The sequence below is a fragment of the Promicromonospora alba genome, assembly GCF_042654905.1.
Lineage (GTDB): Bacteria > Actinomycetota > Actinomycetes > Actinomycetales > Cellulomonadaceae > Promicromonospora > Promicromonospora alba.
Map to the genome: position 1 here is coordinate 131,289 of NZ_JBHSFI010000003.1, position 20,891 is coordinate 152,179.

The following is a 20,891-nucleotide window of genomic DNA, read 5'->3' on the forward strand; positions in this document are numbered from 1 at the left end:
ACAAGCGTTGGCAAACAAGCGTTGGCGAACACGCGTTCACCAACGGCCGTCGACGGAACAGCTGCCGGCGGGACAGCCGAGGAGGACACCATGAACACGGATGCCATGCACACGGACGTCATAGTTGTCGGAGCGGGGCCTACCGGCCTCCTGCTCGCCGGAGACCTCGCCGCCGCGGGAGCCCGCGTCACCGTGCTGGAGAAGCGTCCGGCAGGGCTGAGCAACCTCACCCGGGCGTTCGCGGTCCACGCCCGCAGTCTCGAGGTGCTCGACGCGCGAGGCCTCGCGGACGAGCTGCTCCCCAAGGGCCAGCCGGTCCGGAGCCTCCAGCTCTTCCAGCGCCTCACGATCAACCTGGCGGACCTGCCGTCCCGGTTCCAGTACGTGCTGATCGCTCCGCAGTACGAGGTGGAGCGGCTGCTGCGCCGGCGGGCCGAGGAGGCCGGCGCCGTGTTCCGGCACGACGCCGAGGTCACGGGCCTGACTCAGGACGCCGAGAGCGTCACCGTCACCATCGCCGACGGGTCGTCGCTGCGCGCCGCGTACGTGGTCGGCACCGACGGCGCCCGGTCCGCGGTGCGGGGAGCTGTCGGCATCCCGTTCCCGGGCCGCGCCGTCATCCGCTCGATGGTCCTGGCCGACGTCCGGCTCGCCCGCAAGCCCGGCGATCTCATCACGGTCTCGGCCGAGAACAACTCGCTGGGCTTCCTCGCGCCGTTCGGCGACGGCTGGTACCGGTTCATCGGCTGGCACGGCAACCGCGACGTCAGCGAGGACGAGCCGGTCGACCTCGACGAGGTGCGATCGATCGCGCGTGCCACGCTGAAGGACGACTTCGGCATGCACGACCCGCGCTTCCTGTCCCGCTTCCACGCGGACGAGCGGCAGGCACCCACCTACCGCGAGGGCCGCGTGCTGCTGGCGGGCGACGCCGCCCACGTGCACAGCCCGGCGGGCGGCCTCGGTATGAACACGGGCATGCAGGACGCCGCGAACCTGGGCTGGAAGCTCGCCGCCGCGCTGCGGCTGCCCGACGGCGCGGGGGCCGCCGTCCTCGACAGCTACGAGGCCGAGCGGCACCCCGTCGGCAAGCAGGTGCTGCGGGCGAGCGGCGGCATCCTGCGGGTGGCCACCCTCCCGGGACCGCTGTTCGCGGTCGTGCGCCGATCCGTGATCGGCGTCGTGTCGCACGTCGCCCCGATCCGGCGCCGGGCCGCGCTCACCGTGTCCGCGCTCGGCGTCGCGTACCGGAGCCCGCGCGGGGCGCACCCGCTGGTCGGGTCGCGGGCCCGCGACCTGCCGCTGGAGGGCGGCTCGCGCCTCGCCGAGGCGCTGCGCGCTGGCCGGTTCGTCCTGGTCGCCCCCGCGGGTGCGCCGACGCCGGACCTGCCCGGCGCGCTCGGCGAGGTAGACCTCGCCGAGCGCGTGGTGGTCCGCAGGGCCGACGGCGGCGCCACGACCCTGCTGGTCCGCCCCGACGGTTACGTCGCGGCGGCCAGGGGTCAGTAGTCGGAGTAGTCCGAGTAGCTGGAGGAGCCGTTGAAGCCATCGGAGAAGCCCTCCCGGAACTCCGGGATGCTGACCAGGATCGCGAGGCCGATGCCGCCGAGAACCGTCAGCCCGATGGTGACCCAGCCGGTGACGATGCCACCGAGGGCCAGACCGGGGTTGTCGGCAAGGCCCTCCTTGTTGGCCTTGCGGCTCATGTACCCCGTGATGAGCGCGGGGATGGCCGCGAGGAAGCCGACGAAGCAGGTGAACAGCATGACGACGCTGAGGATGCCCAGCACGAGCGACCACACGCCGAGCGCGTTCTTCTCGGCGGGGGCGGTGTACCCGTAGGGAGCTCCGTACTGCCCCGCGTGCGGCTGGTACGGCCCGGGCGAGCCGACCTGCTGATACGGCTGCTGATAGGGCTGCCGATACGGCTGCTGGGAGAACGGCTGCTGCTCGGCGGGCCCCGGCTGGTAGGGCTGGGGCGGCGCGGGCTGCTGCAGGTCCGGGTACGGCTGTCCGTACGGGGGCGGTACCGCTGCCTGGTCCGGCGCGGGGGCCTGGTCCGGCGTCGGAGCCTGGTCAGGGGCGGGGCCTGGGGTGTTCTCCCGCGGAGGCTCGTACGGGGACTTCCACTCGTCCGGCTGGGTCATGCTCGTGCCTTCCACGTGCGGGGTGCCAGGGCGTGCTCCATGGCCAGCGATCTGATCGGACTCATGTCTGGGAGACCGCGAGCCCCGCTCCGAGGAGCCCCACGATCACTATGCCGAGCCACACCAGGATCCCGGCGCCGAACAAGGCGATGTTGATCCAGCCGAGGATGAGTCCGGCCGTCGCCGCACCGGTGTTGTTCGCCAGGCCGTCCCGGATCGCCTTCCTGCTGGCGTTCCCGGTGGCGACCGCGACGATGCCGAGGACGAGCGGGCAGAGGATCCAGCTCAGGATGCCGGTCACCAGGGACCAGACGCCCAGATCGTTCTTCGGCGGCGGGGGCGCGTAACCGTACTGCTGCGGCGGGCCGTACTGGTACTGCACCTGACCCTGCGGCGCGTGCGGCTGCAGCTGTCCGGAGGGGTACTGGCCGGTCGGGTACTGGCCCGTCGGGTACTGGCCGGCCGGGTACTGACCCGTCGGGTACTGACCCGTCGGGTACTGACCCGTCGGCTGCGGCCCGGTCGGGTACTGACCCGCCGGGTACTGACCGGAGGTCTGCTGGCCGGTCGGGTACTGCGCAGCCGGACCCGGGGAATCCTGGAACGGCTGGTCCGACGGGTGCTGCACGGGATGCGCGGACACCGCATCAGCGGGCGGCGGCACGGGCGGAGACGGGGGCTGGTCCCCCGGCGGCTGCGGGACAGCCGGCTGGTTCGACGGGTCGTGGGGGACGTACCCGTCGTCGGGCTGGGTCATCGGGGGCTGCCTTCCAGGCTCAGCCGCGCCACGCGGCGCGGACGCAAGACGACGAGTCAGCCCGCCGCGACCGAGAAGTTATCACCTCGGATGCGGCGGGCTGACCGGCTACGGGTGTATCAGCTGTTCTCGAGGTTCTCGAGCTCGTCCATGAGCTCCTCGAGCTCAGGGTCCATGGTCTGACCGCTGTCGCCGTACTCCTGCTCCATCTGGTCCATCTGCTCCTGGAAGGCAGGGTCGTTGGCCGTCGTGGCCAGCGTGATCGCGCCGGCGATGAGGAAGCCGTACACGACAGTGGTCCACGCGATGCCGACCCAGCCGGTGATGATGCCCACGAGGCCCATGGCGCCGTTGTCGGCCTGGCCCTCCTGCTGGGCCTTGCGGCTCTTGTGACCCGTGATGATCGCGGCGATACCCGTGAGCAGGCCGCAGCCGAGCACGGCCAGGATGCCCAGCACGAGCGACCACACGCCGAGGCCGTTCTTCGGCAGCGGCGCGGCACCGTACGGCGCGGGCTGCCCACCCTGCGCGTAGACCGGCGCCTGCTCGTACTGCTGCTGATAGGGCTGCTGCTGGTTCGGCTGCTGCTCGTACGGCTGCTGCTCGTACGGCGCGGGCTGCCCGGGAACCGAGCCCGGCGGCGGTGTGGCCGGCTGGCCCTGCTCCGGCTGCTGCGGCGGGTCGTACGGCGACTGGCCGCCGTCAGGCTGGGTCATCGTGCTGCCTTTCTGATTGCGTGGTGCCGGGGCTGAACCGGCGGAGAGAGGCCAAACCTACAGGTCGGAGGCCGTCCGGAGCACGTGAAACACACGCCCTTGGCCGGAGAGATCTGCCCGGCCCCGTGCGGGCCGAGGTGTCAGTAGCCATAGCCGTTCATGTCGTTCACGTCGCTCCACTCGCCGAAGGCTCCGGCGAGCAGTCCGGCGCTCAGCAGGATGAAGAAGAGCACTATGCCGAGGATCGACAGCCCGATGTTGACCCAGCCCAGGATCACGCCGGCGGTGGCCATGCCGCGGTTGTCCGCCAGGCCCTCGTCGGCGGCCCTGCGGCCCATGGTTCCCGTGATGATCGCGGCGACGCCGAGCAGGATCGGGCACATCACGTAGCTGAGGATTCCGGTGACCAGCGACCAGACAGCCAGGTCGTTCTTGGGCGGCGAGGGCGTGTACCCGTACTGCGGGGCGGCCGGGGCCGCGGGCTGCCCGTAGGGCGCGGGGTCAGCAGGCTGCTCGTAGGGCGTGCTCACGGCGGGCTGCCCGTAGGGCGCCGTAGCACCGCTCTGCTCGAAGGATTCCGTGCGCTCGAAGGATTCCGTGCGGTCCGGATCCGCTGGACCCGCCGGGGGCTCAGCGCCGGGTGACGACTCCGGCAGGGGCTGGGTGGGCTGCGTCTCCGGGTCCTGCTGAGGATCGCGCGGTGTGCCGCCTGCGTTCTCGGTCATGAGGCCACCTTCCAGGTCTGTGTCCCGGGGTGCCGGGACCGGCGCCCCGGTTCCACCTAACCAGTGATCGACAGGGCGCGCCCGGGAAACACGCGGATCAGGCCCGGTATCGCGCCCACGGACGTGACACGGCCGAGGCCCTGGCCGGAGAAGATCTCTCCGGCCAGGGCCTCGATACCTCGGTCAGGTACCTCTTGTCATGCCGTGGTGGTGGCAGCCACCGGCTTTGCGGCCTCGGGCTTGAAGTCCACGCCGGCCTCCTTGCGCTGCTCGGGCGTGATCGGCGCCGGGGCCGCCGTCAGCGGGTCGAAGCCGCCGCCCGACTTCGGGAACGCGATGACGTCGCGGATCGATGCCGACTTCGTCAGCAGGGCGACGATGCGGTCCCAGCCGAACGCGATGCCGCCGTGCGGCGGGGCGCCGAACGCGAAGGCGTCGAGCAGGAAGCCGAACTTCTCCTGCGCCTCCTCCTGCCCGATGCCCATGACCTCGAAGACGCGCTCCTGCACGTCACGACGGTGGATACGGATCGAGCCGCCACCGATCTCGTTGCCGTTGCACACGATGTCGTACGCGTAGGCGAGGGCGTCGCCGGGCGCCTCCTCGAACCTGTCGACCCACTCGGGGGTGGGCGACGTGAAGGCGTGGTGCACCGCGGTCCAGGCGGACGAGCCGAGGTCGACGTCGTCGTCCTCGCCGGCCGGCTTGAACAGCGGCGCATCGACGATCCACACGAAGGCCCAGGCGTCCTCGTCGATCTGGCCGGTCCGGTGCGCGATCTCGACGCGCGCGGCACCGAGCAGCGAGCGGGAGTCAGTGGTCTTGCCAGCGGCGAAGAACACCGCGTCGCCCGGCTCCGCGCCGGTGACCTTCGCGAGGTTCGCCCGCTCGTCGTCGGACAGGTTCTTGGCGACCGGGCCGCCGAGCTCGCCCTCCTCCGAGAACGTCACGTAGGCGAGGCCGCGCGCGCCGCGCTGCTTGGCCCACTCCTGCCACGCGTCGAACTGGCGACGAGGCTGGGACGCCCCACCCTGCATGACGACGGCGCCCACGTACTCCGCCTGGAAGACGCGGAACGGCGTGTCGGCGAAGAAGTCGGTGAGCTCGACGATCGGGTTGCCGAAGCGCAGGTCGGGCTTGTCCGAGCCGTACAGGCGCATGGCCTCGTGGAACGTCATGCGCTGGATCGGGGTCGGGATCTCGACGTCGACCAGGGCCCACAGGGCCTGCAGGATCTGCTCCCCCAGGGCGATGACGTCGTCCTGGTCCACGAAGCTCATCTCGACGTCGAGCTGCGTGAACTCCGGCTGCCGGTCCGCGCGGAAGTCCTCGTCGCGGTAGCAGCGGGCGATCTGGTAGTAGCGCTCCATGCCGCTGACCATGAGCAGCTGCTTGAAGAGCTGCGGCGACTGCGGCAGGGCGTACCAGGAGCCGGGCGCCAGGCGGGCCGGGACCAGGAAGTCGCGAGCACCCTCCGGGGTGGACCGGGTGAGCGTCGGCGTCTCGATCTCGACGAAGTCCTGCGCGTCCAGCACGCGCCGCGCGGCCTGGTTGGCCTTCGAGCGCAGGCGCAGCGCGGCGGCCGGAGCCGGCCGGCGCAGGTCGAGGTAGCGGTGCTTGAGGCGCGCCTCCTCGCCGATGACCTCGGTGTCCGCGAGCGCGGTGGAGACCTGGAAGGGCAGCGGGGCCGACTCGTTGAGCGTGACGACCTCGGTCGCGACGACCTCGATCTCGCCGGTGGCGAGGTTGGGGTTCGCGTTACCTTCGGGGCGGCGTCCGACCTCACCGGTCACCTGCAGCACGTACTCCGCGCGCAGCGGGTGGGCGATCTCCTCGTCCCGGATGACCACCTGGGCGATGCCCGATGCGTCACGCAGGTCGATGAACGCCACTCCTCCGTGGTCACGGCGGCGATCGACCCAGCCCGTGAGAGTGACGGTCTGGCCGATGTGCTCGGCTCGTAGCGAGCCGGCCGTGTTGGTGCGGAGCACTGAGAGGTCCTTCCAGCGTGGGGGTGAGGGTCCCGAGAATTCTAGTCACCGTCGCGGCTCCTTGGCGCCGTCGGCCGGGGTGTGGGTGGTCCGGCGTAGCCTGGCGCTCATGCCCAGGACTATCGCGACCAACACGACCGTGACCCGTGACGAGCTGCTGGAGTTCCTCCGCTCGCGCCGCAACGGGATCCTCGTGACCAGCAGGGCCGACGGCGCCCCGCAGCTCAGCCCCGTCACCTACGGCGTGGACCCGCAGGGTCGCGTCGTCGTCTCCACGTACCCGGAGCGGGCCAAGGTACGGAACCTGAAGGCGAGGCCCGCGGCGTCGTTCATGGCGCTGGGCGAGGACTTCGGTGACGCCTGGGTCCAGGTGGACGGCACCGCCGAGGTGCTGGACATCCCGGAGTCGGTCGAGCCGCTCGTCGACTACTTCCGCGCCGCCGCGGGCAAGGAGCACCCCGACTGGGACGAGTACCGCGCGGCCATGGTCGAGCAGGGCAAGTCGATAGTGCGGATCACGATCGAGCGCTGGGGGCCGATCGCGACGGGCGGGTTCCCCGCGCGACTCGCGGAGAGCTGACCTGCCCGTCGGCCGTCAGCGGTTCGCCCCGTCACCCGCCGCGTCCCCCAGCCGCACGATCTTCCGATAGCAGAGCCAGGTCACGCCGGCGGAGACCAGGCCCGCCGGGACCACGAGGGCGGGTACCTCCCAGGGCCCGTCCGGCCACGCCCCCGCCCAGGCCATGAGGGTCGCGAGGCAGAGGATCGTGCCGCCGGCCCCGGCGAGCAGCACCAGGCCGAGCAGGATGACGAACGCCAGTCTCCCGACGGCCACCGCCATCTCGCGGTTGCTGCCCGTGAGCGTGCCCTCCTCGACCTGGCGTTCGATGCGTGCCTGCTCGACCCGCTGGATCTGGTCGCTGCCGGGCCGTTCCGGGGCCTCCTGGCGCGGCACCGGGATCACCAGCTCCGCGGGCAGGTTCGGGTCGACGAGCTCCGCGACGCCTCGTGCGCTCAGGTCGTCGTGCAGCGTGGGCTCGAACGGGACCTGCGCGCCGTCGAGCCCGACAAGGAGCCTGCCTCCGTCGGGGTAGACCAGGAGTGCGGCGGTCTCGTCGAACCGGATGGTGGTCCGGGTCCGCCCGTCGCGCAGCGTGGCGCCGGCGTCGCCGACCACGATCGTCGCGTCGGCGTCGATGCGCTCGAAGGCCCGGCCCGGAACGGGTTCGCCCGCACCGCGGGTGATGAGCGACGTGCCCGCCCAGCCCTGTCCGACGGGTGCGACCAGCAGCCCCGAGTCCCACGCCTGGTGCGCGAGCGAGATGACGTCGGCGGCGGTCACCGCGGCGATCGCGGCGCGGCGCTCGGCCGGCGTCGGGACCGGTCGGCCCAGCAGGGTCCGGACCGCGTCGTCGGGGAGCCAGGCGGCTTCCCGGTGCGGTTCGTCGAACGCGACCAGGAGGTGCGCGCGTGCTGCCTCCAGCTCGTCCGCGTCGACGGCGTACCGGAGCCGCCCCCAGGTGTCCAGGAACTCGCCGGTCGCCGCCGCGGCGGTCTCCCCACGCAGTCCCGCGGCGATCTGCAGCGTGACGTGCTCGCCGTCGAGGACGTCGACCGACGTGGACACGTCGTACGTCCAGCCGCGGTCGTGGCGCAGGTTCTTGAACAACGCCCGTCGGGCGACCTCCGCGAGCACGGCGACTGCCGGCACGTCGGGCACGAGGGCGTCCCAGAGCACCTGCGTCCCGCCAGCGGGAGCATCGGCGGGAAGCTGCTGCGTCAGACCGTGGACGGGCGGCGGCAGCAGCGCCGCCGCGCCCATGGCGTCGGGCAGCGGAATGTCGAGGTCCGGCGCGGTCTCCCCGGTGAACCAGGCGACGGCGTTCGAGCCGGCGAAGCGCTCGCGTGCCCAGGCCCGCAGGTGCTCGTCGGTCGCCCGGTACAGCCCCGTGTACTCGCCGGGGCCGAGGCCGTAGCCCTGCAGCCCGTATCGCCAGGGCGGCAGGACGGCGCCGTCGGTCGCGCGCTCCCGCAGCGCACGGGTCTCGGTCCCGCGGTGCCGCACCGGCAGGTCCGCCAGGGCGCGCGACAGGTCGCGCAGCGTGGTCCGTATCCGGTCTTCGGACCCGCTCACCCGCACCTCGGTCACGGTGGGGCCCACCGAGGCGGCGACGTCGAGTCCCGGTCGCTCGACCGCACGGAGCGCGAGCGCCACGACGAGAGCAGTGGTGCCACTGGTGGGCAGGGTCTCGTCGGCGTACCCGACCCGGAACACAAGTCCGCCCGTCGCCCGCCCCGGCCGGTGTGCGTACAGCTCGCGCGGGCGGGTCTGCGCGTCGGTCGTCATCGGTCTTCCTTCGGGTGTCGCTTCTTGATGAGGCCGTACGTCGCCCAGCCGAGGGCGAGCAGGGGCAGGAAGCCCAGCCGGATGTTGACGTCGAAGGCCTCCTGCAGGAACACCTGACCGCCGCCGAGCACGACCACGCCCGCCACCCAGAGGCCGAGGACGAAGCCGACCGTCGCCAGGACCGAGCGTGGTCCGGCGTCGGCCTTGACGCGTGGAACGGCTTCCTTCGCCGGCGGCCGCGCCACCGGGATGTCGTCCGGATCCCGCGCGGGCAGGTGCACCACCACGTCCGGCGGGACGCGGTGGTCCACGTGCGCGGCGACCGCCGCCGGGTCCAGTCCGCCGTACAGCGTCGGCTCGATCAGGATCCGGAACCCGTCCGCCCCCGTGAGCGCACGGGCGCCGTCGGGCACGGTCTCCAGCAGCACGCAGTCCTCGAACCGGACGGTGACGGCGCCTTGAGGGGTCACCGTCCCGACGCCGTCGGCTGCCAGGACGAGCGAGAGGTCCGGTACGTCGATGCGCTGGAAGCTACGGCCCTCGGCGCGCCGCGCCGACCAGCTGGCCGCGGGGTCGATCCCCGCCCAGTCCATGTCGACCGGGCCGAACCACAGCGCGTTCCCCCACGCCTCGCGGGCGACGGCACGGACGTCGTCCGCCGTGACGCTCACCACCTGCTCCCGCATCCGCTCCGGTCCGTCGAGCGGGCGCCCGGTGACCATGCGGTGGGCCAGCCCCGGAAGGAGGTCCGCCGCGGGCGCCGCCGCGGCCTCGGTGAGCTCCTCGACGGCTCCCGCACGTGCCGCGGCCAGGTCCTCGTCGGTCACGTGGAACCGCAGGCCGCTCAGCGCGTCGGCCAGGCCTCCGGCGGCCGCGCCCTGTTGCCCCTCGGTGCCCTGGACCACCACGGACAGGCGCGCGTGCTCCGCGTCGAGGAAGTCGTGGTCGACGTCGATGGTGCTCGCGATGTCGGCGGTGCCGCGCAGGTCGCGGTGCAGCACCTCCCGGAGCACGCGGGACGTCAGTCGTCCGGCGGTGCCGCGGGGCACGACGGTGTCCAGCGCGACGCCGTCCTCCAGGCCGGTGAGGTAGGCGGGGCCCGTCCCGAGCACGTCCGTGAGGACCGGCGGCGGCATCCGCTCACCCGCCGGCAGCCTCAGGTCGAGGCCCTCGGGCAGCGCGTCCGCCGTGACCCAGGCGACGGCGTTCTCCCGCGTGAACCACGTGGACGCCCAGTCGAGCACCTCGTCGGTAGTGATCCGGTCGAGGCCCCGCTCGCCGTACCCGGCCAGGCCGAAGCCGCGAGCGCCGTGCCTGCTGATCCGGAGTCGTGCGCCGAACCCGCGGTGTTTCCCTGCGGCCTCGGAGCGGAGGATGTCCTTCTCGGTGTCGATGAGGTCCACCGGCAGGGCGCGCAGCGCCGAGCAGACGTCGTTCAGGTAGGTGACGACGTCGGTGGCGGAGCCTCCGACGTGGAACAGGGTGACGTCCGCGTGCGTCTGCCCGTTCAGGTGCGCCTCGCTGAGGACCTGGTCGCGCAGGGCGAGGTGCTCGATGAGGTGGGTGATCCCCGCGGTGGCGAGCGTCTCGTGCGCCGAGCCGACGCGGAAGATGATGCCGCCGCCGGTGTTGCCCTCGCGTGGCGCGAGGAGCACCGGCACGCCGTCGGCCTCGGCAAGGGTGACTCCGGGGAACTCGGACAGGTCGGGGAGCGTGACGGCGGTCATGCGCGTGCGCCCGTGGGGCCGCCGGCCACCTTCGCCGCGGCCTTGGCGGCGGTGTCACGGTGGCTGCGGTACATCTGCTCGGGTGCGTTGTAGTACCCCCACATGCCCTCGACGGGTGCCGGTCCGACGGCGGCGAAGTGCAGCCACGCATCCGCCGGCACTCCGGCCAGCGAGAAGAACAGGGCGAGGTTCGCGTGGGCGGTCGGGGTGATCGCGCTCGGCACGTGGTGGGGGTTCCACACCGACTGCGTCGCCGCCTGGCGAACCCGGTCGATCATCGCCGGCGGGACGGTCTTCTCGCCGTCGACCCAGCGCTCGATCGCCAGGTCGACCACGAGCAGGTGGCCGAGCGATCCCGGTCCGGCCTGTGCGGCGCACTCCGTGACGAACGTCGAGGCCTGCTCCCACGAGCCGCCCCACTTGGGCACGATCTGCTGGAGGCAGGCCTGCTGCGCGGCGAACACCTGCGGGTCGAGAGCGGCCAGCCGGTCGTACCGGCGACGGGTCTCACCGACCCCGAGGCCGAGTCCGCGGGACGTCGTGATCCGGGCTTCCCAGGCAGGCAGGTAGCCGGGGTGCTGCGAGCACACGTCGAACAGGATCCGTTCGGCCCGCCGCAGCCAGTCGTGGAACTGCTCGAACTGGCTCGCGGAGACGAACTGCGCCTGGGCGTGCGACCGGGCCTCCCAGCCCTCGGTGACGTACCTGAGCGCGCGCAGGGTACGCGCGAGCGGCGTGCCGTCGTCGGCCGCCTCGATCGCCTCCGTGAGCCGGGAGCCCTCCTTGCCGACCGCGTGGCCCGCGATCGTCCACAGCGTGGCCAGGAGGTCGTCGTTCCTGGTGAGGCCGCGCAGGACGGCGAGCGCCGAGGCGGCGTCGCCCGTCTCGCAGGCTGCTCGCAGCGCGGCGCCGTCGGGCAGGTGTGCCCAGGGGTCGAAGAATTCGGCGGTCGGTGCCGCGTCACGTGTGGTGGCCATGAGTTACCTGTCCGGGTGCTCGAGTACTGGGGGGCGTCACCGCCCGACCGGAGGCTACTGGCGCGGCGGATCCCGTCCGGCCGGAACCGGCTGGTTGCCCGGGTGAACTTCGTACGACGTCGGCCGTGCGGTCTGAGAGCATGAGCCGGTGCGAGAGATCAAGCAGAGCCGCAAGCTGAAGTCCGTCCGCTACGACGTCCGGGGTCCGATCCTCGAGGAGGCGTACCGGCTCGAGGCGGAGGGGCACAAGGTCCTCAAGCTGAACGTCGGCAACCCGGCGCCGTTCGGCTTCGAGGCGCCCGAGGCGATCCTGGCGGACATGATCCACCACCTGCCCGACGCACAGGGGTACAGCGACAGCCGGGGCATCTACTCGGCGCGGACGGCCGTCGCGAACTACTACCAGACCCACGGCCTCGACACGCGCGTGGACGACGTCTTCATCGGCAACGGCGTCTCCGAGATGATCAGCCTGGTGCTGCAGGCCCTGATCGACGACGGCGACGAGGTGCTGATCCCCGCGCCGGACTACCCGCTGTGGACCGGGGCCGTGAGCCTGCAGGGCGGCAGGCCGGTGCACTACCTCTGCGACGAGTCCAACGGGTGGAACCCCGACCTGGAGAACATCGAGTCGCTGATCACTCCCGCCACCCGGGCACTGGTCGTCATCAACCCGAACAACCCGACGGGCGCCGTCTACAGCGAGTCGACCGTCAAGGGCCTCGCGGAGCTGGCCCGCAAGCACGACCTGATCCTCCTGAGCGACGAGATCTACGAGAAGATCCTGTTCGACGGCGCCACGCACCACCACACCGCGACCTTCGCCGCGGACGACGTCCTGTGCATCACGTTCAGCGGCCTGTCGAAGGCGTACCGGGTCTGCGGCTACCGGTCCGGCTGGGCCATGATCTCTGGCCCCAAGCACCGGGCCAGGGACTTCCTCGAGGGCCTCACCCTCGTCGCGAACATGCGCATGTGCGCCAACGTGCCCGCACAGCACGCCATCCAGACGGCGCTGGGCGGCTACCAGTCGATCGAGCAGTTCATCGTGCCCGGCGGCCGGTTCTACGAGCAGTCGATGCTCGCGGACAAGCTGCTCAACGACATCCCGGGCGTCACGTCGGTGCGGCCGCGCGGGGCGCTGTACTGCTTCCCGCGGCTGGATCCCGATGTGTACCGGATCAAGGACGACGAGGCCTTCGTGATCGGGCTGCTGCGCGACAAGAAGATCCTGGTCACGCACGGGTCCGGGTTCAACTGGCCGGAGCCCGACCACTTCCGCCTCGTGACGCTGCCCGACGTCGACGTCCTCACCGAGGCGATCGGCCGGATCGCCGAGCACCTGGAGACCCTGCGGGCCTGAAAGTCGTTCCCGCGAAGTAGAGCGCCTGTCCGGGTCTCCTTGTTGTTGCCAGGAGACCCGGACAGGCGCTCTACTTCGCGGATACGACGGTCAGCCGGCCGGTGCGAACGGCACCAGGTCCTGCTCGCACACCGCGCCGTCGTCGGCCTCGAGCGTGACGAGGTAGTCCGCGATCGCCGCGTCGGCGCAGTTGCTCCGGCCGATCGTCGTGTGTCCCCAGCCGTCGACGGTGAGCACCCGGGCGTCCGGCCACAGGGAGGCGTACGGCGCGGTGAAGTGGTAGCTCGTGGCCGGGTCGAACCGGGTCCCGATCACGAGCACCGGCTGCTGCGTCGTCTGCTCCCACGGGCCGGCGTACGCGTCCTCGTCGTCGACGGGGACGAACTCGCACTGGATGCCGAGCCAGCCGCGGAACAGCCCGAAGTGCGGGTACTGCTCGTTGAGCGCCTCGACCTTGCCCGGGTAGGACGACACGCGGCCCGGGAAGTCGGCGTCCGCGCAGACGGGGCCGACCTGGCCACCGATGGACTGGTAGTCCTCCGAGATACCGAGGCGGCGCAGCAGCTCGCTGATCGACGGGCCAGAGCCCCGGGTGGCCTCGGCGCTCGTCGACGGGGCGACGCCGGTCATGAGCGCGAGCTGTGCGACGAAGGCCGCCTGGCTCTCCCAGTCCGCCGAGTCCCACATCGTGAAGAACATCTGGCCCACCAGGTGGCCGTACCCGAACGTCATGGTGGTCCCTGGGCCCGTCGGGAGCTCGACGGGCTGCTCCTTCAGCGCCGCGTAGACGCCCTCGACGACCTCAGCAGGATCCCCCAGGCCGTTGAGCGCGCACCGCTCGCCCGCCTCGGTGCAGAGCCGCACGAACTCGGCGTAGGTCTCGCTGGCGCCCTCCGCCTGCCGGATCCGGTCGCCGAAGAGCTTGCCGCCCGCGTCTCCCGTCCACACCCGGGGGTCGAGCGTGCCGTCGAGCACCATCGCGCGCACGTTGTCCGGGAAGAGCTTCCCGTACGTCGCGCCAAGGACCGTGCCGTACGAGTAGCCCACGTAGGTGAGCGTGTCCTCGCCCAGCCGCTCCCGCAGCACGTCCATGTCGCGGGCCACGTTGGCCGTCGACGCCGTCGCCAGGCGGTCGCCGCCGAAGATCGTGCAGCCCCTGGCGAGCGTCGCCGCCTCACGGACGAACCGGGAGTTCTCCGACGCGTCCTGCGGGAGGATCAGGCTCGACGCCATGAACTCCTGCTCGTCCTCGAGCGTGGGGAAGCATGTGGTCGGATCAGACATCCCGATGCCGCGCGGGTCGAAGCTGACGATGTCGAAGCGCTCGCGGACGGACGCGTCGAAGAGCCCCTGGCCGATGCCGTGCAGGGTCGCCACGCCCGGGCCGCCGGGCCCGCCGAAGTTGACCACCGCGCTGCCGATGCGGTTCTCCTGGTCCAGCGCGGGCAGGCGGGTCACCGCGACAGTGGTGGTGGGCCCCTGCGGCTCGTCGTAGTCGGAGGGGACCTCGATCGTGGCGCAGTCGAAGGCCGCAGCAGCCTCGTTCGCGCACGTGGTCCAGGGAATGTCAGCGGTAGCCGTCCCGGCTGACGGTGAGGTCTTGGTCGCCGACTGGGCGGGCACCGCGCCCACCGCCAGCGAGCCGACGAAGAGGAGGGAAAGAACTGGGGCGAGGGTCGCGCGTGCTCGGCGCGACGCCGTCGAGCGCAGGATCATGTGCCGAGTGAAGCAGGTGAATCAGGCATGCGCCACGAAAGTTCGCCCGGTCAGGGCTTCTTCGCTTCGGTGCGGGGCAGTGCGTACAGGACGGTCTCGTCGCCCTGTGTCGCCACGACGAACGCGATGTTCTTGGTCACCGCCGCCACGGGTGCGCTCTCGCCGGGGTTCTCGGCGACCTTGAGCTTGACGCCGTCGGGACCCAGGGTCGCGACGGCAGGCTTGTCCTCGCTCGTGCCGTACACGGTGCGCCCGATCACTGCCTCGGGCGTCATCTCCCCGAGGTCGGCGACCACGGGTTTGGGGCCGACGTCCACGAGCACCGGCCCGAGCGTCCGGGTAGAGCCTGCGCGATCGCGCACCGGTTCGGTGCCTGGCGGGAACGCCGAGGACCGGATCAGGGCGGACGCGCGGATGGTGTTGCGGTTCAGGCCGACCAGGGCCAGGACGTCCTTCTCGGAGTCCTTGGTGGGCCAGACCACGGCGAGCTGGTTGCCGCCCACGGCGATCGCCGCCGTCGGGTCACCGACCGCCTGCTTCGGCCTGGGCAGGTTCTTGCGGACCGGGTCCGCGTCAGGGCTGATGGTCCACCACACGCCGGGCCCGACCGCGATGACGTGCTGGGGGGTCGCGGCCACCGGGGTCGCACCGTCGGGCACCTCGAGGGTGATCGCGGTAGCGCTCTTCTTGTCCAACAGGGCCACCTTCTGGTCCGGGAGCACGATCAGCGGTGCCGTGCCGCCGTAGGTGACCTCGGCCTCGTCGCTGCCGAGGTCGATGGTGGTGGGCGCCACGCCCGCGGGGTCGGGGGCTTCCAGCGGCCACACGTGCAGCGTTCCGGGGCTGTCGGCGGCCAGCACCGGCTCCGCGCCGATCTGGGACAGGCGCAGGCCGTCGACCGGGTCCTGCCCTTCCCAGGTCACGGTGCCCTTGGCGCGGTCGAAGATGGTGAACGTGCCGTCCCCGACGGGCGCGGCGAGCACACCGCCGTCGGGGGTGAGCAGGATCTGTGGTTCGTCACCGACCGGGACCGACCAGAGCGCGGCCTGGTCGAAACCCGCGGGCGCCTCGACCGGGAGAGTCGCTCCCGCTCCGGGCAGGGCATCCACCGGGGTGGTGGGTCCGGGTTCGGGAAGGTTGCCGGTCAGGGCGACCACACCGTACGTCCCGGCGGCGACCAGCACGACGGCCCCCGCAACCGCCGCCGACAGCCACACGATCCGTCGCCGGCGCGGCGGTGCCGGCTCGGCGGGAGCAGGCCAGGCGTCCACGGCCTCGCCATGGGTTCGCACGACGGTGTCGACCTCAGGCAGCCCGGGGAACGCCACGGTGCCGACGACCTCGCCAGGAGCGCGCGCGGGCTTGACGTCGTCGGGCAGCTCGAAGACCGGTGCGGTACCGACGACCCCGCCAACGGCGCGGACGGCCGTTTCCTCGTCCGGCACGTCGAGGAGCGGCGCCGCGTCGACCACTGCGTCGCTGTGGGCGCGTACGACCGTCACGTCGTCGGGCAGCTCGAAAGGCGCCGCGTCGAGGAGCTCGCCATGGGCTCGTACGACCGTGTCGTCGTCGGGCAGCTCACGGGACGCCGCCTGGTCGACCGGGGCCGAGTCGGTGATCTCCTGGGGCCCGGTGGTGATCGCTGTCGCCTGAGCCTGACGGGCGGCGCGCGCCCAGGCGTCGGTGTCGGGCCTCTCGACGGCGGGCTGCTCGACGGCGGGTTCGGCCGCGTCGGCCGCGGGCGGCTCCGGGGTCGCCGCCGCGCCCGTGCTCGCCGTGTTCGGCGCGAACGATGACGACGGCACGGTGGGCGCGGGGCGCACAGCGTCCACCGTGCCGTCGTCCGCCTGGACGCGCCCGTCAGGATGCACGATCAGAGGCCACTGCCCGTCCGGCTCGCTGGCCAGCACCCGCACCGGCCGCTGGAGCTCGGCAGCGGTGTCGGCGATGCGCGCGAGGATCGTCAGCCGGGCTTCCTCGACGGTGGATGCCTGGACCGGGTAGCTGATGCCGTCGATCGTGAGCTCACCGGTGCCGTCGGGCCGGGCCACGGCCTCGATGCGGGGCCACTCGGGGACTGGGACGGTGGTCATCGTGGTGCCTTTCTGGACTGCTGGCCGAGGGCGCGGCCTACCGTGGCCGGACAGAGGTGAGGAACGAGCTCGGTCACGGCCACACGGTAGCGCCGCAGGTCAGGGTACGGCGTGCAGGTCGCCGGTACGGGCGATGGCACGCAGGTGCTCGGTGTCAGGCAGACCCGCGCGGCGCCAGACGGGTGTGGACGTGCATGTCGTGGTGCCCGTCCGCGTGCAGGGCCGACCCACGGCGGGTCCCCTCCCAGGGGAAGCCCGCCTTCTCCGCCACCCGGCACGACGCCGGATTCCGCGTCGAGTGCTCCAGCTCCAGGCGCCGGAAGCCGACGTCGAACGCCCAGCCGCTCGCCGCGGCCAGCGCCCTCGGCGCCAGTCCGCGTCCCCGAGCCGCGGGCACGGTCCAGTACGCGACCTCGGCGATGCCGTCGAACAGGACGAGGTCCTTGAGGGCGAGCCGGCCGAGCACCGCACCATCGGTCCCGGCGACCGCCCACTCGAGGCGCCGCTCCTGTGCCCACGCCTGTCGCCAGGCCGAGATCATCTCGTGCGCCTCGTCGACCGAGTCGATCCCGCGCACGTGCCAGCGTTGGATCTCCGGATCGGCGTAGGCCGACATGACTGCCGGGGCGTCGCCGTCGGCCCACGGGCGCAGCTCGACGCCCTCACCGAGCGGGAAGGTGGGCTGCGGAAGCCCGGCGAGAGTGCCGGGCGCGACGGTATGCGGAACGAGCTCGGGCATGGCCACACGCTAACGCCGCGGGTCCGGGTGCGCGTGCACGTCTCCGGTGCGAGCGATCGCACGCAGGTGCTCCCGCGCTCGAACGACCACCGGGTTGGCCGCCGGGCGGACGGCAAGGTCCACCAGGGCGACCAGGTCGGCGGCCCGGGCAAGCTCGGTTGCCCGACGACGGGTGGGCTCGCGCGGGTCGGCGTCCTCACCCCGGGCGGCGCCCGCGGTCCCGGCAGCGGTGACGTAGCCGTCCAGGACGCCCTCGACGTAGGCCGGTTCGCGGTCGAAGCGCAGCAGGTTGCCCAGATCGGTGGCGGGGTGGCCGGCGTGCGCGAACTCCCAGTCGAGCACGCCCGTCACCTCGAACGTCGCGGGGTCGACCAGCACGTTCTTCGGGTTGAGGTCGCTGTGCACCAGGCAGGCCGGGGCGCCGTCGAGCTCGCGGGCTGCGCGCTCGGCGACGGTCCGGAGCGCGCCGATCTCGCCGTCGGACCAGCCGGTCTCCACCAACCGCGGAGCGTGGGTGTCGACCCAGTCCGGGAGCGAGACGTCGAAGGGCTCGATCCGAAGCGTGACGTCCGCGAACATTCCGGTCCTCGGCATCGGGACGGTGGCGAGCGCCCCGGCGATCCGCCCGAGCGCACAGCCGATCGTCCCCAGGGCGCCCGCCGGGCTCCCGGGCTCCGCGCCGCCTGCTGTCAGCCGCGCGAGGACCAGGTCACCGCGCTCCCCCGGCACCAGCTCCGTGATCAGCAGCCCCGGCAGGGTGGCGTCGCCGTCGTGCGCCTGGAGAACCGCCGGGACGGGCAGGACGTCGCGAACCCGGGCGAGCAGCGCCGCCTGGATCCTTGCTGCGTGCTCGGCGTGCCGCGCGCCGGCGAAGTACCTGACCACTACCTGGTTCGCGCCTCCCGTCCCGGCCGCGTCGTCCGGTGTGGCGAGGAAGGTCTCCCCGGACCAGCCTCCGGCCAGGGGTTCGAGCAGGTAGCCGGCGAGGCGAGGGTCCACGAGCGGGAAAGGGTGCTCCATCAGAACAGGGTCTCGCTCGCGACGTCCGCGACCAAGGACGCCGCACCGCTACCGTCGGCCCGCACCCCGCTGAACGCGCCACGCGGGTAATCACCCTCGACGTGCTGACCGCCCTCCTGCGTTTCGGCGGCCCCGGGGCGGTGCATGGCCGCACCCCCCAGCCCGCGCTCGGCGATGAGCGGTCGCACCCGCTCCCAGAGCCAGTCGCGGTAGCCCTTGTGCGCATAGGCGCCGCGCGCGTAGACCCGGCCGTAGCCCTCCACGAGGTGCGGGTGGTCCCGTTCGAGCCAGCCCAGGTACCACTCGCGGGCACCGGGCCGCAGGTGCAGCGGCAGGACGGTGACGCCGGTCGCTCCCGCGTCGACGAGGTCGTCGAGGAGGCGTTCGAGGTGGGCGAGCGAGTCCGTGAGCCACGGCAGGACCGGCGCCACCATGACGCCGCACGGCAGACCGGCGGCCCGGATCGCGCGGATCAGGTCGAGGCGGGCCCGTGGCGTCGGCGTGCCGGGCTCGACGGCCTGCTGCAGCTCCTTGCCGGCCGGCGAGTCGGCGAACGCGAGCGACACCCCGAGACCGACGTCGACCCTCTCGGCGGCCCGGGTCAGCAGCGGCAGGTCGCGCCGCAGCAGCGTGCCCTTGGTGAGGATCGAGAACGGCGTGCCCGAGTCCGCGAGCGCCGAGATGATGCCTGGCATGAGCTTGTAGCGGCCCTCGGCCCGCTGGTACGGGTCGGTGTTGGTGCCGAGCGCGACGGCCTCGTGGGTCCAGGACGGCTTGGCCAGCTCGGCGTGCAGCACCTGGTCGACGTTGACCTTCACGACCACCTGGGAGTCGAAGTCGTGCCCGGAATCCAGATCCAGATATTCGTGGGTATTTCGGGCAAAGCAGTAAAAGCAGGCATGGGAGCAGCCGCGGTAAGGATTCACCGTCCACTTGAACGGCATCTGCGATACCGCCGGCACCTTCGACAGCGCGCTCTTGGCCAGCACCTCGTGGAAGGTCACGCCCGCGAACTCGGGCGACCGGACTGTCCGCAGCAGCCCGGCGGTGCGCAACTCGGGCAGCTCGAGCCCGGGAAGCGCACCGTCGTCATGATTGATCGCCTGGCCGTTCCAACGCATACCTGATTCGAACACTCGTTCGAACAGGCGTCAAGTTGTTACGCCCGCGGCGTCGAACGCCGGGCGGTCACGGCACCGGGACGACCTGCGGCCAGCGGTCCGCGTCGGACGGCTCCCACGTCGCCGCGTCGGCGTCCACCTGCTCGCCCGAGCGGATGTCCTTGACCTGGTCGGCGCCCACCACGCCGTCCTCCCCCGCAGTGCCCGGGAACCACACGAACGGGATGCCACGCCGGTCGGCGTACTTGATCTGCTTGCCGAACTTGGCAGCGCTCGGCGCCACCTCGACCGGGATGTCGCGGGCCCGCAGCGCAGTGGCCACGGCGTCGGACACGACGCGCTCCTCCTCGGACGACACGGCCACGAGCACCGCCGACGGCACCGAACGCGTCGCCCGCACGAGCTCCGCGGACAGCAGGCGCGACACGAGGCGCGAGACACCGATCGACAGCCCGACGCCCGGGTACGTGTTCCTGCCGTCCGAGGCGAGCGTGTCGTAGCGCCCGCCCGAGCAGACCGAACCGAGCTGTTCGTGCCCGACCAGCACCGTCTCGTAGACGGAGCCGGTGTAGTAGTCGAGCCCGCGCGCGATCTTGAGGTCCGCCACGACCACGCCCGGAGCACGCTCCGAGGCCGCCGCGATCAGCGCCTCCAGCTCGCCCAGGCCAGTCTCCAGCAGCTCCGTCACAGCGCCGTGCGACTCGGCGAGGGCACGGACCTCGGCGATCACCCCGACGTCCGACCCGGAGATGGACGCGAGCGCCAGGCAGGCCTTGGCCTGGTCCTCCGTGGCGCCGCACTCGGCGACGAGCAGGCCGGAGACCTTCTCGGGGCCGATCTTGTCGAGCTTGTCGATCTGGCGCAGCACGCCCTCGACGTCGTCCAGGCCGATGCCGCGGTAGAAGCCCTCGGCGACCCTGCGGTTGTTCACCAGGATGCGGACGGGCGGCAGGCCGATCCCGGCCAGCGAGCCGAGGGCCTCCGCGATGACGAGCGGCACCTCGACCTCGAAGTGGTACGGGAGCTCGCCCGCGCCGACGACGTCGATGTCGGCCTGGATGAACTCGCGGAAGCGGCCGTCCTGGGGGCGCTCGCCGCGCCAGACCTTCTGGATCTGGTAGCGCTTCAGGGGGAACGCGAGCTTGCCCGCGTTCTCGAGCACGTAGCGCGCGAACGGCACGGTCAGGTCGAAGTGCAGGCCGAGCTGCTTCTCCCGGTTCTGCTGGTCGGGACCGTCCTCGTCCTGCAGCCGCGAGAGCAGATAGACCTCCTTGGAGGTCTCGCCCTTGCGCAGCAGCTGGTCCAACGGCTCCACGGCCCGCGTCTCGATCCCGGCGAACCCGTGCAGCTCGAAGGTGTGTCGCAGGGTGTCGAGGACGTGCTGCTCGACGATGCGACCGTCAGGGAGCCATTCGGGGAAACCGGAGAGAGGAGTGGGCTTTGCCATGCCAC

The 20,891-nt window shown here is 72.0% G+C and carries 17 protein-coding genes; 3 read left to right on the forward strand and 14 right to left on the reverse strand.

Going from position 1 to position 20,891, the window contains the following annotated elements; genetic code table 11:
* Positions 1 to 90 precede the first annotated feature (90 nt).
* On the forward strand, positions 91 to 1,509 hold the full coding sequence (locus ACFO6V_RS05805) for an FAD-dependent oxidoreductase (protein ID WP_377133163.1): 1,419 nt from the start codon (positions 91 to 93) through the stop codon (positions 1,507 to 1,509).
* Here the strand turns inward: ACFO6V_RS05805 and ACFO6V_RS05810 are convergent.
* The 5 genes from ACFO6V_RS05810 to aspS form a co-directional block, all read right to left on the reverse strand.
* A complete protein-coding gene (locus ACFO6V_RS05810; RefSeq protein ID WP_377133165.1) occupies positions 1,503 to 2,147 on the reverse strand; it encodes a DUF4190 domain-containing protein in 645 nt (214 codons plus the stop codon). The genes ACFO6V_RS05805 and ACFO6V_RS05810 overlap by 7 nt on opposite strands.
* A gap of 61 nt (positions 2,148 to 2,208) precedes the next feature.
* Positions 2,209 to 2,904 (reverse strand): DUF4190 domain-containing protein, encoded by a 696-nt coding sequence (locus tag ACFO6V_RS05815; protein ID WP_377133167.1) that lies wholly within the window; start codon positions 2,902 to 2,904, stop codon positions 2,209 to 2,211.
* Between the two features lie 119 nt (positions 2,905 to 3,023).
* A complete protein-coding gene (locus tag ACFO6V_RS05820; RefSeq protein WP_377133169.1) occupies positions 3,024 to 3,620 on the reverse strand; it encodes a DUF4190 domain-containing protein in 597 nt (198 codons plus the stop codon).
* Between the two features lie 140 nt (positions 3,621 to 3,760).
* A complete protein-coding gene (locus tag ACFO6V_RS05825; protein WP_377133171.1) occupies positions 3,761 to 4,345 on the reverse strand; it encodes a DUF4190 domain-containing protein in 585 nt (194 codons plus the stop codon).
* 197 nt (positions 4,346 to 4,542) lie between these two features.
* Positions 4,543 to 6,336, reverse strand: a complete 1,794-nt coding sequence (gene aspS / locus ACFO6V_RS05830) for an aspartate--tRNA ligase (RefSeq protein ID WP_377133173.1) — start codon at positions 6,334 to 6,336, stop codon at positions 4,543 to 4,545.
* A gap of 109 nt (positions 6,337 to 6,445) precedes the next feature.
* On the opposite strand from aspS, the gene ACFO6V_RS05835 reads away from it, so the two are divergent.
* On the forward strand, positions 6,446 to 6,916 hold the full coding sequence (locus tag ACFO6V_RS05835) for a PPOX class F420-dependent oxidoreductase (protein WP_377133175.1): 471 nt from the start codon (positions 6,446 to 6,448) through the stop codon (positions 6,914 to 6,916).
* Between the two features lie 15 nt (positions 6,917 to 6,931).
* Here the strand turns inward: ACFO6V_RS05835 and ACFO6V_RS05840 are convergent, their stop codons facing one another.
* The 3 genes from ACFO6V_RS05840 to ACFO6V_RS05850 are packed head-to-tail and all read right to left on the reverse strand — an operon-like array spanning position 6,932 to position 11,387.
* Positions 6,932 to 8,683 (reverse strand): insulinase family protein, encoded by a 1,752-nt coding sequence (locus tag ACFO6V_RS05840; protein ID WP_377133177.1) that lies wholly within the window; start codon positions 8,681 to 8,683, stop codon positions 6,932 to 6,934.
* Positions 8,680 to 10,410, reverse strand: coding sequence for a peptidase M16 family protein (locus ACFO6V_RS05845; RefSeq protein ID WP_377133179.1), 1,731 nt, complete (start codon positions 10,408 to 10,410; stop codon positions 8,680 to 8,682). The genes ACFO6V_RS05840 and ACFO6V_RS05845 overlap by 4 nt, the downstream gene beginning before the upstream one ends.
* Positions 10,407 to 11,387, reverse strand: a complete 981-nt coding sequence (locus tag ACFO6V_RS05850) for a hypothetical protein (RefSeq protein ID WP_377133181.1) — start codon at positions 11,385 to 11,387, stop codon at positions 10,407 to 10,409. Before ACFO6V_RS05850 ends, ACFO6V_RS05845 begins: the two co-directional genes overlap by 4 nt.
* A 148-nt stretch (positions 11,388 to 11,535) precedes the next feature.
* Between ACFO6V_RS05850 and ACFO6V_RS05855 the strand changes: the two genes are divergently transcribed.
* Positions 11,536 to 12,750 (forward strand): pyridoxal phosphate-dependent aminotransferase, encoded by a 1,215-nt coding sequence (locus ACFO6V_RS05855; RefSeq protein WP_377133183.1) that lies wholly within the window; start codon positions 11,536 to 11,538, stop codon positions 12,748 to 12,750.
* A gap of 90 nt (positions 12,751 to 12,840) precedes the next feature.
* Here ACFO6V_RS05855 and ACFO6V_RS05860 read toward each other — a convergent pair whose 3' ends face one another.
* The 6 genes from ACFO6V_RS05860 to hisS all read right to left on the reverse strand — a co-directional run bounded on the left by ACFO6V_RS05860 (position 12,841) and on the right by hisS (position 20,886).
* Positions 12,841 to 14,466: an alpha/beta hydrolase gene (locus ACFO6V_RS05860; RefSeq protein WP_377133185.1), complete on the reverse strand. Its 1,626-nt coding sequence runs from the start codon at positions 14,464 to 14,466 to the stop codon at positions 12,841 to 12,843.
* A 50-nt stretch (positions 14,467 to 14,516) separates the two neighbouring features.
* Entirely contained in the window at positions 14,517 to 16,559 is a 2,043-nt protein-coding gene (locus ACFO6V_RS05865) for a hypothetical protein (protein ID WP_377133187.1), read from the reverse strand.
* Between the two features lie 154 nt (positions 16,560 to 16,713).
* Entirely contained in the window at positions 16,714 to 17,298 is a 585-nt protein-coding gene (locus ACFO6V_RS05870) for a GNAT family N-acetyltransferase (protein ID WP_377133189.1), read from the reverse strand.
* Positions 17,299 to 17,307: 9 nt separating this feature from the next.
* A complete protein-coding gene (locus tag ACFO6V_RS05875; RefSeq protein WP_377133191.1) occupies positions 17,308 to 18,318 on the reverse strand; it encodes a phosphotransferase family protein in 1,011 nt (336 codons plus the stop codon).
* Positions 18,318 to 19,439, reverse strand: coding sequence for an Rv2578c family radical SAM protein (locus ACFO6V_RS05880; RefSeq protein ID WP_377133193.1), 1,122 nt, complete (start codon positions 19,437 to 19,439; stop codon positions 18,318 to 18,320). The genes ACFO6V_RS05875 and ACFO6V_RS05880 overlap by 1 nt, the downstream gene beginning before the upstream one ends.
* Positions 19,440 to 19,506: 67 nt before the next feature.
* Positions 19,507 to 20,886: a histidine--tRNA ligase gene (gene hisS, locus ACFO6V_RS05885; RefSeq protein WP_377133195.1), complete on the reverse strand. Its 1,380-nt coding sequence runs from the start codon at positions 20,884 to 20,886 to the stop codon at positions 19,507 to 19,509.
* Positions 20,887 to 20,891: the final 5 nt, after the last annotated feature.

Bases quoted from the DNA above. Each gene is read 5' to 3' on its own strand.
- ACFO6V_RS05805 (WP_377133163.1), top strand. From the start codon at position 91: ATGAACACGGATGCCATGCACACGGACGTCATAGTTGTCGGAGCGGGG.
- ACFO6V_RS05810 (WP_377133165.1), bottom strand. From the start codon at position 2,147: ATGACCCAGCCGGACGAGTGGAAGTCCCCGTACGAGCCTCCGCGGGAG.
- ACFO6V_RS05815 (WP_377133167.1), bottom strand. From the start codon at position 2,904: ATGACCCAGCCCGACGACGGGTACGTCCCCCACGACCCGTCGAACCAG.
- ACFO6V_RS05820 (WP_377133169.1), bottom strand. From the start codon at position 3,620: ATGACCCAGCCTGACGGCGGCCAGTCGCCGTACGACCCGCCGCAGCAG.
- ACFO6V_RS05825 (WP_377133171.1), bottom strand. From the start codon at position 4,345: ATGACCGAGAACGCAGGCGGCACACCGCGCGATCCTCAGCAGGACCCG.
- ACFO6V_RS05835 (WP_377133175.1), top strand. From the start codon at position 6,446: ATGCCCAGGACTATCGCGACCAACACGACCGTGACCCGTGACGAGCTG.
- ACFO6V_RS05840 (WP_377133177.1), bottom strand. From the start codon at position 8,683: ATGACGACCGACGCGCAGACCCGCCCGCGCGAGCTGTACGCACACCGG.
- ACFO6V_RS05845 (WP_377133179.1), bottom strand. From the start codon at position 10,410: ATGACCGCCGTCACGCTCCCCGACCTGTCCGAGTTCCCCGGAGTCACC.
- ACFO6V_RS05850 (WP_377133181.1), bottom strand. From the start codon at position 11,387: ATGGCCACCACACGTGACGCGGCACCGACCGCCGAATTCTTCGACCCC.
- ACFO6V_RS05860 (WP_377133185.1), bottom strand. From the start codon at position 14,466: ATGATCCTGCGCTCGACGGCGTCGCGCCGAGCACGCGCGACCCTCGCC.
- ACFO6V_RS05865 (WP_377133187.1), bottom strand. From the start codon at position 16,559: ATGACCACCGTCCCAGTCCCCGAGTGGCCCCGCATCGAGGCCGTGGCC.
- ACFO6V_RS05870 (WP_377133189.1), bottom strand. From the start codon at position 17,298: ATGCCCGAGCTCGTTCCGCATACCGTCGCGCCCGGCACTCTCGCCGGG.
- ACFO6V_RS05875 (WP_377133191.1), bottom strand. From the start codon at position 18,318: ATGGAGCACCCTTTCCCGCTCGTGGACCCTCGCCTCGCCGGCTACCTG.
- ACFO6V_RS05880 (WP_377133193.1), bottom strand. From the start codon at position 19,439: ATGCGTTGGAACGGCCAGGCGATCAATCATGACGACGGTGCGCTTCCC.
- hisS (WP_377133195.1), bottom strand. From the start codon at position 20,886: ATGGCAAAGCCCACTCCTCTCTCCGGTTTCCCCGAATGGCTCCCTGAC.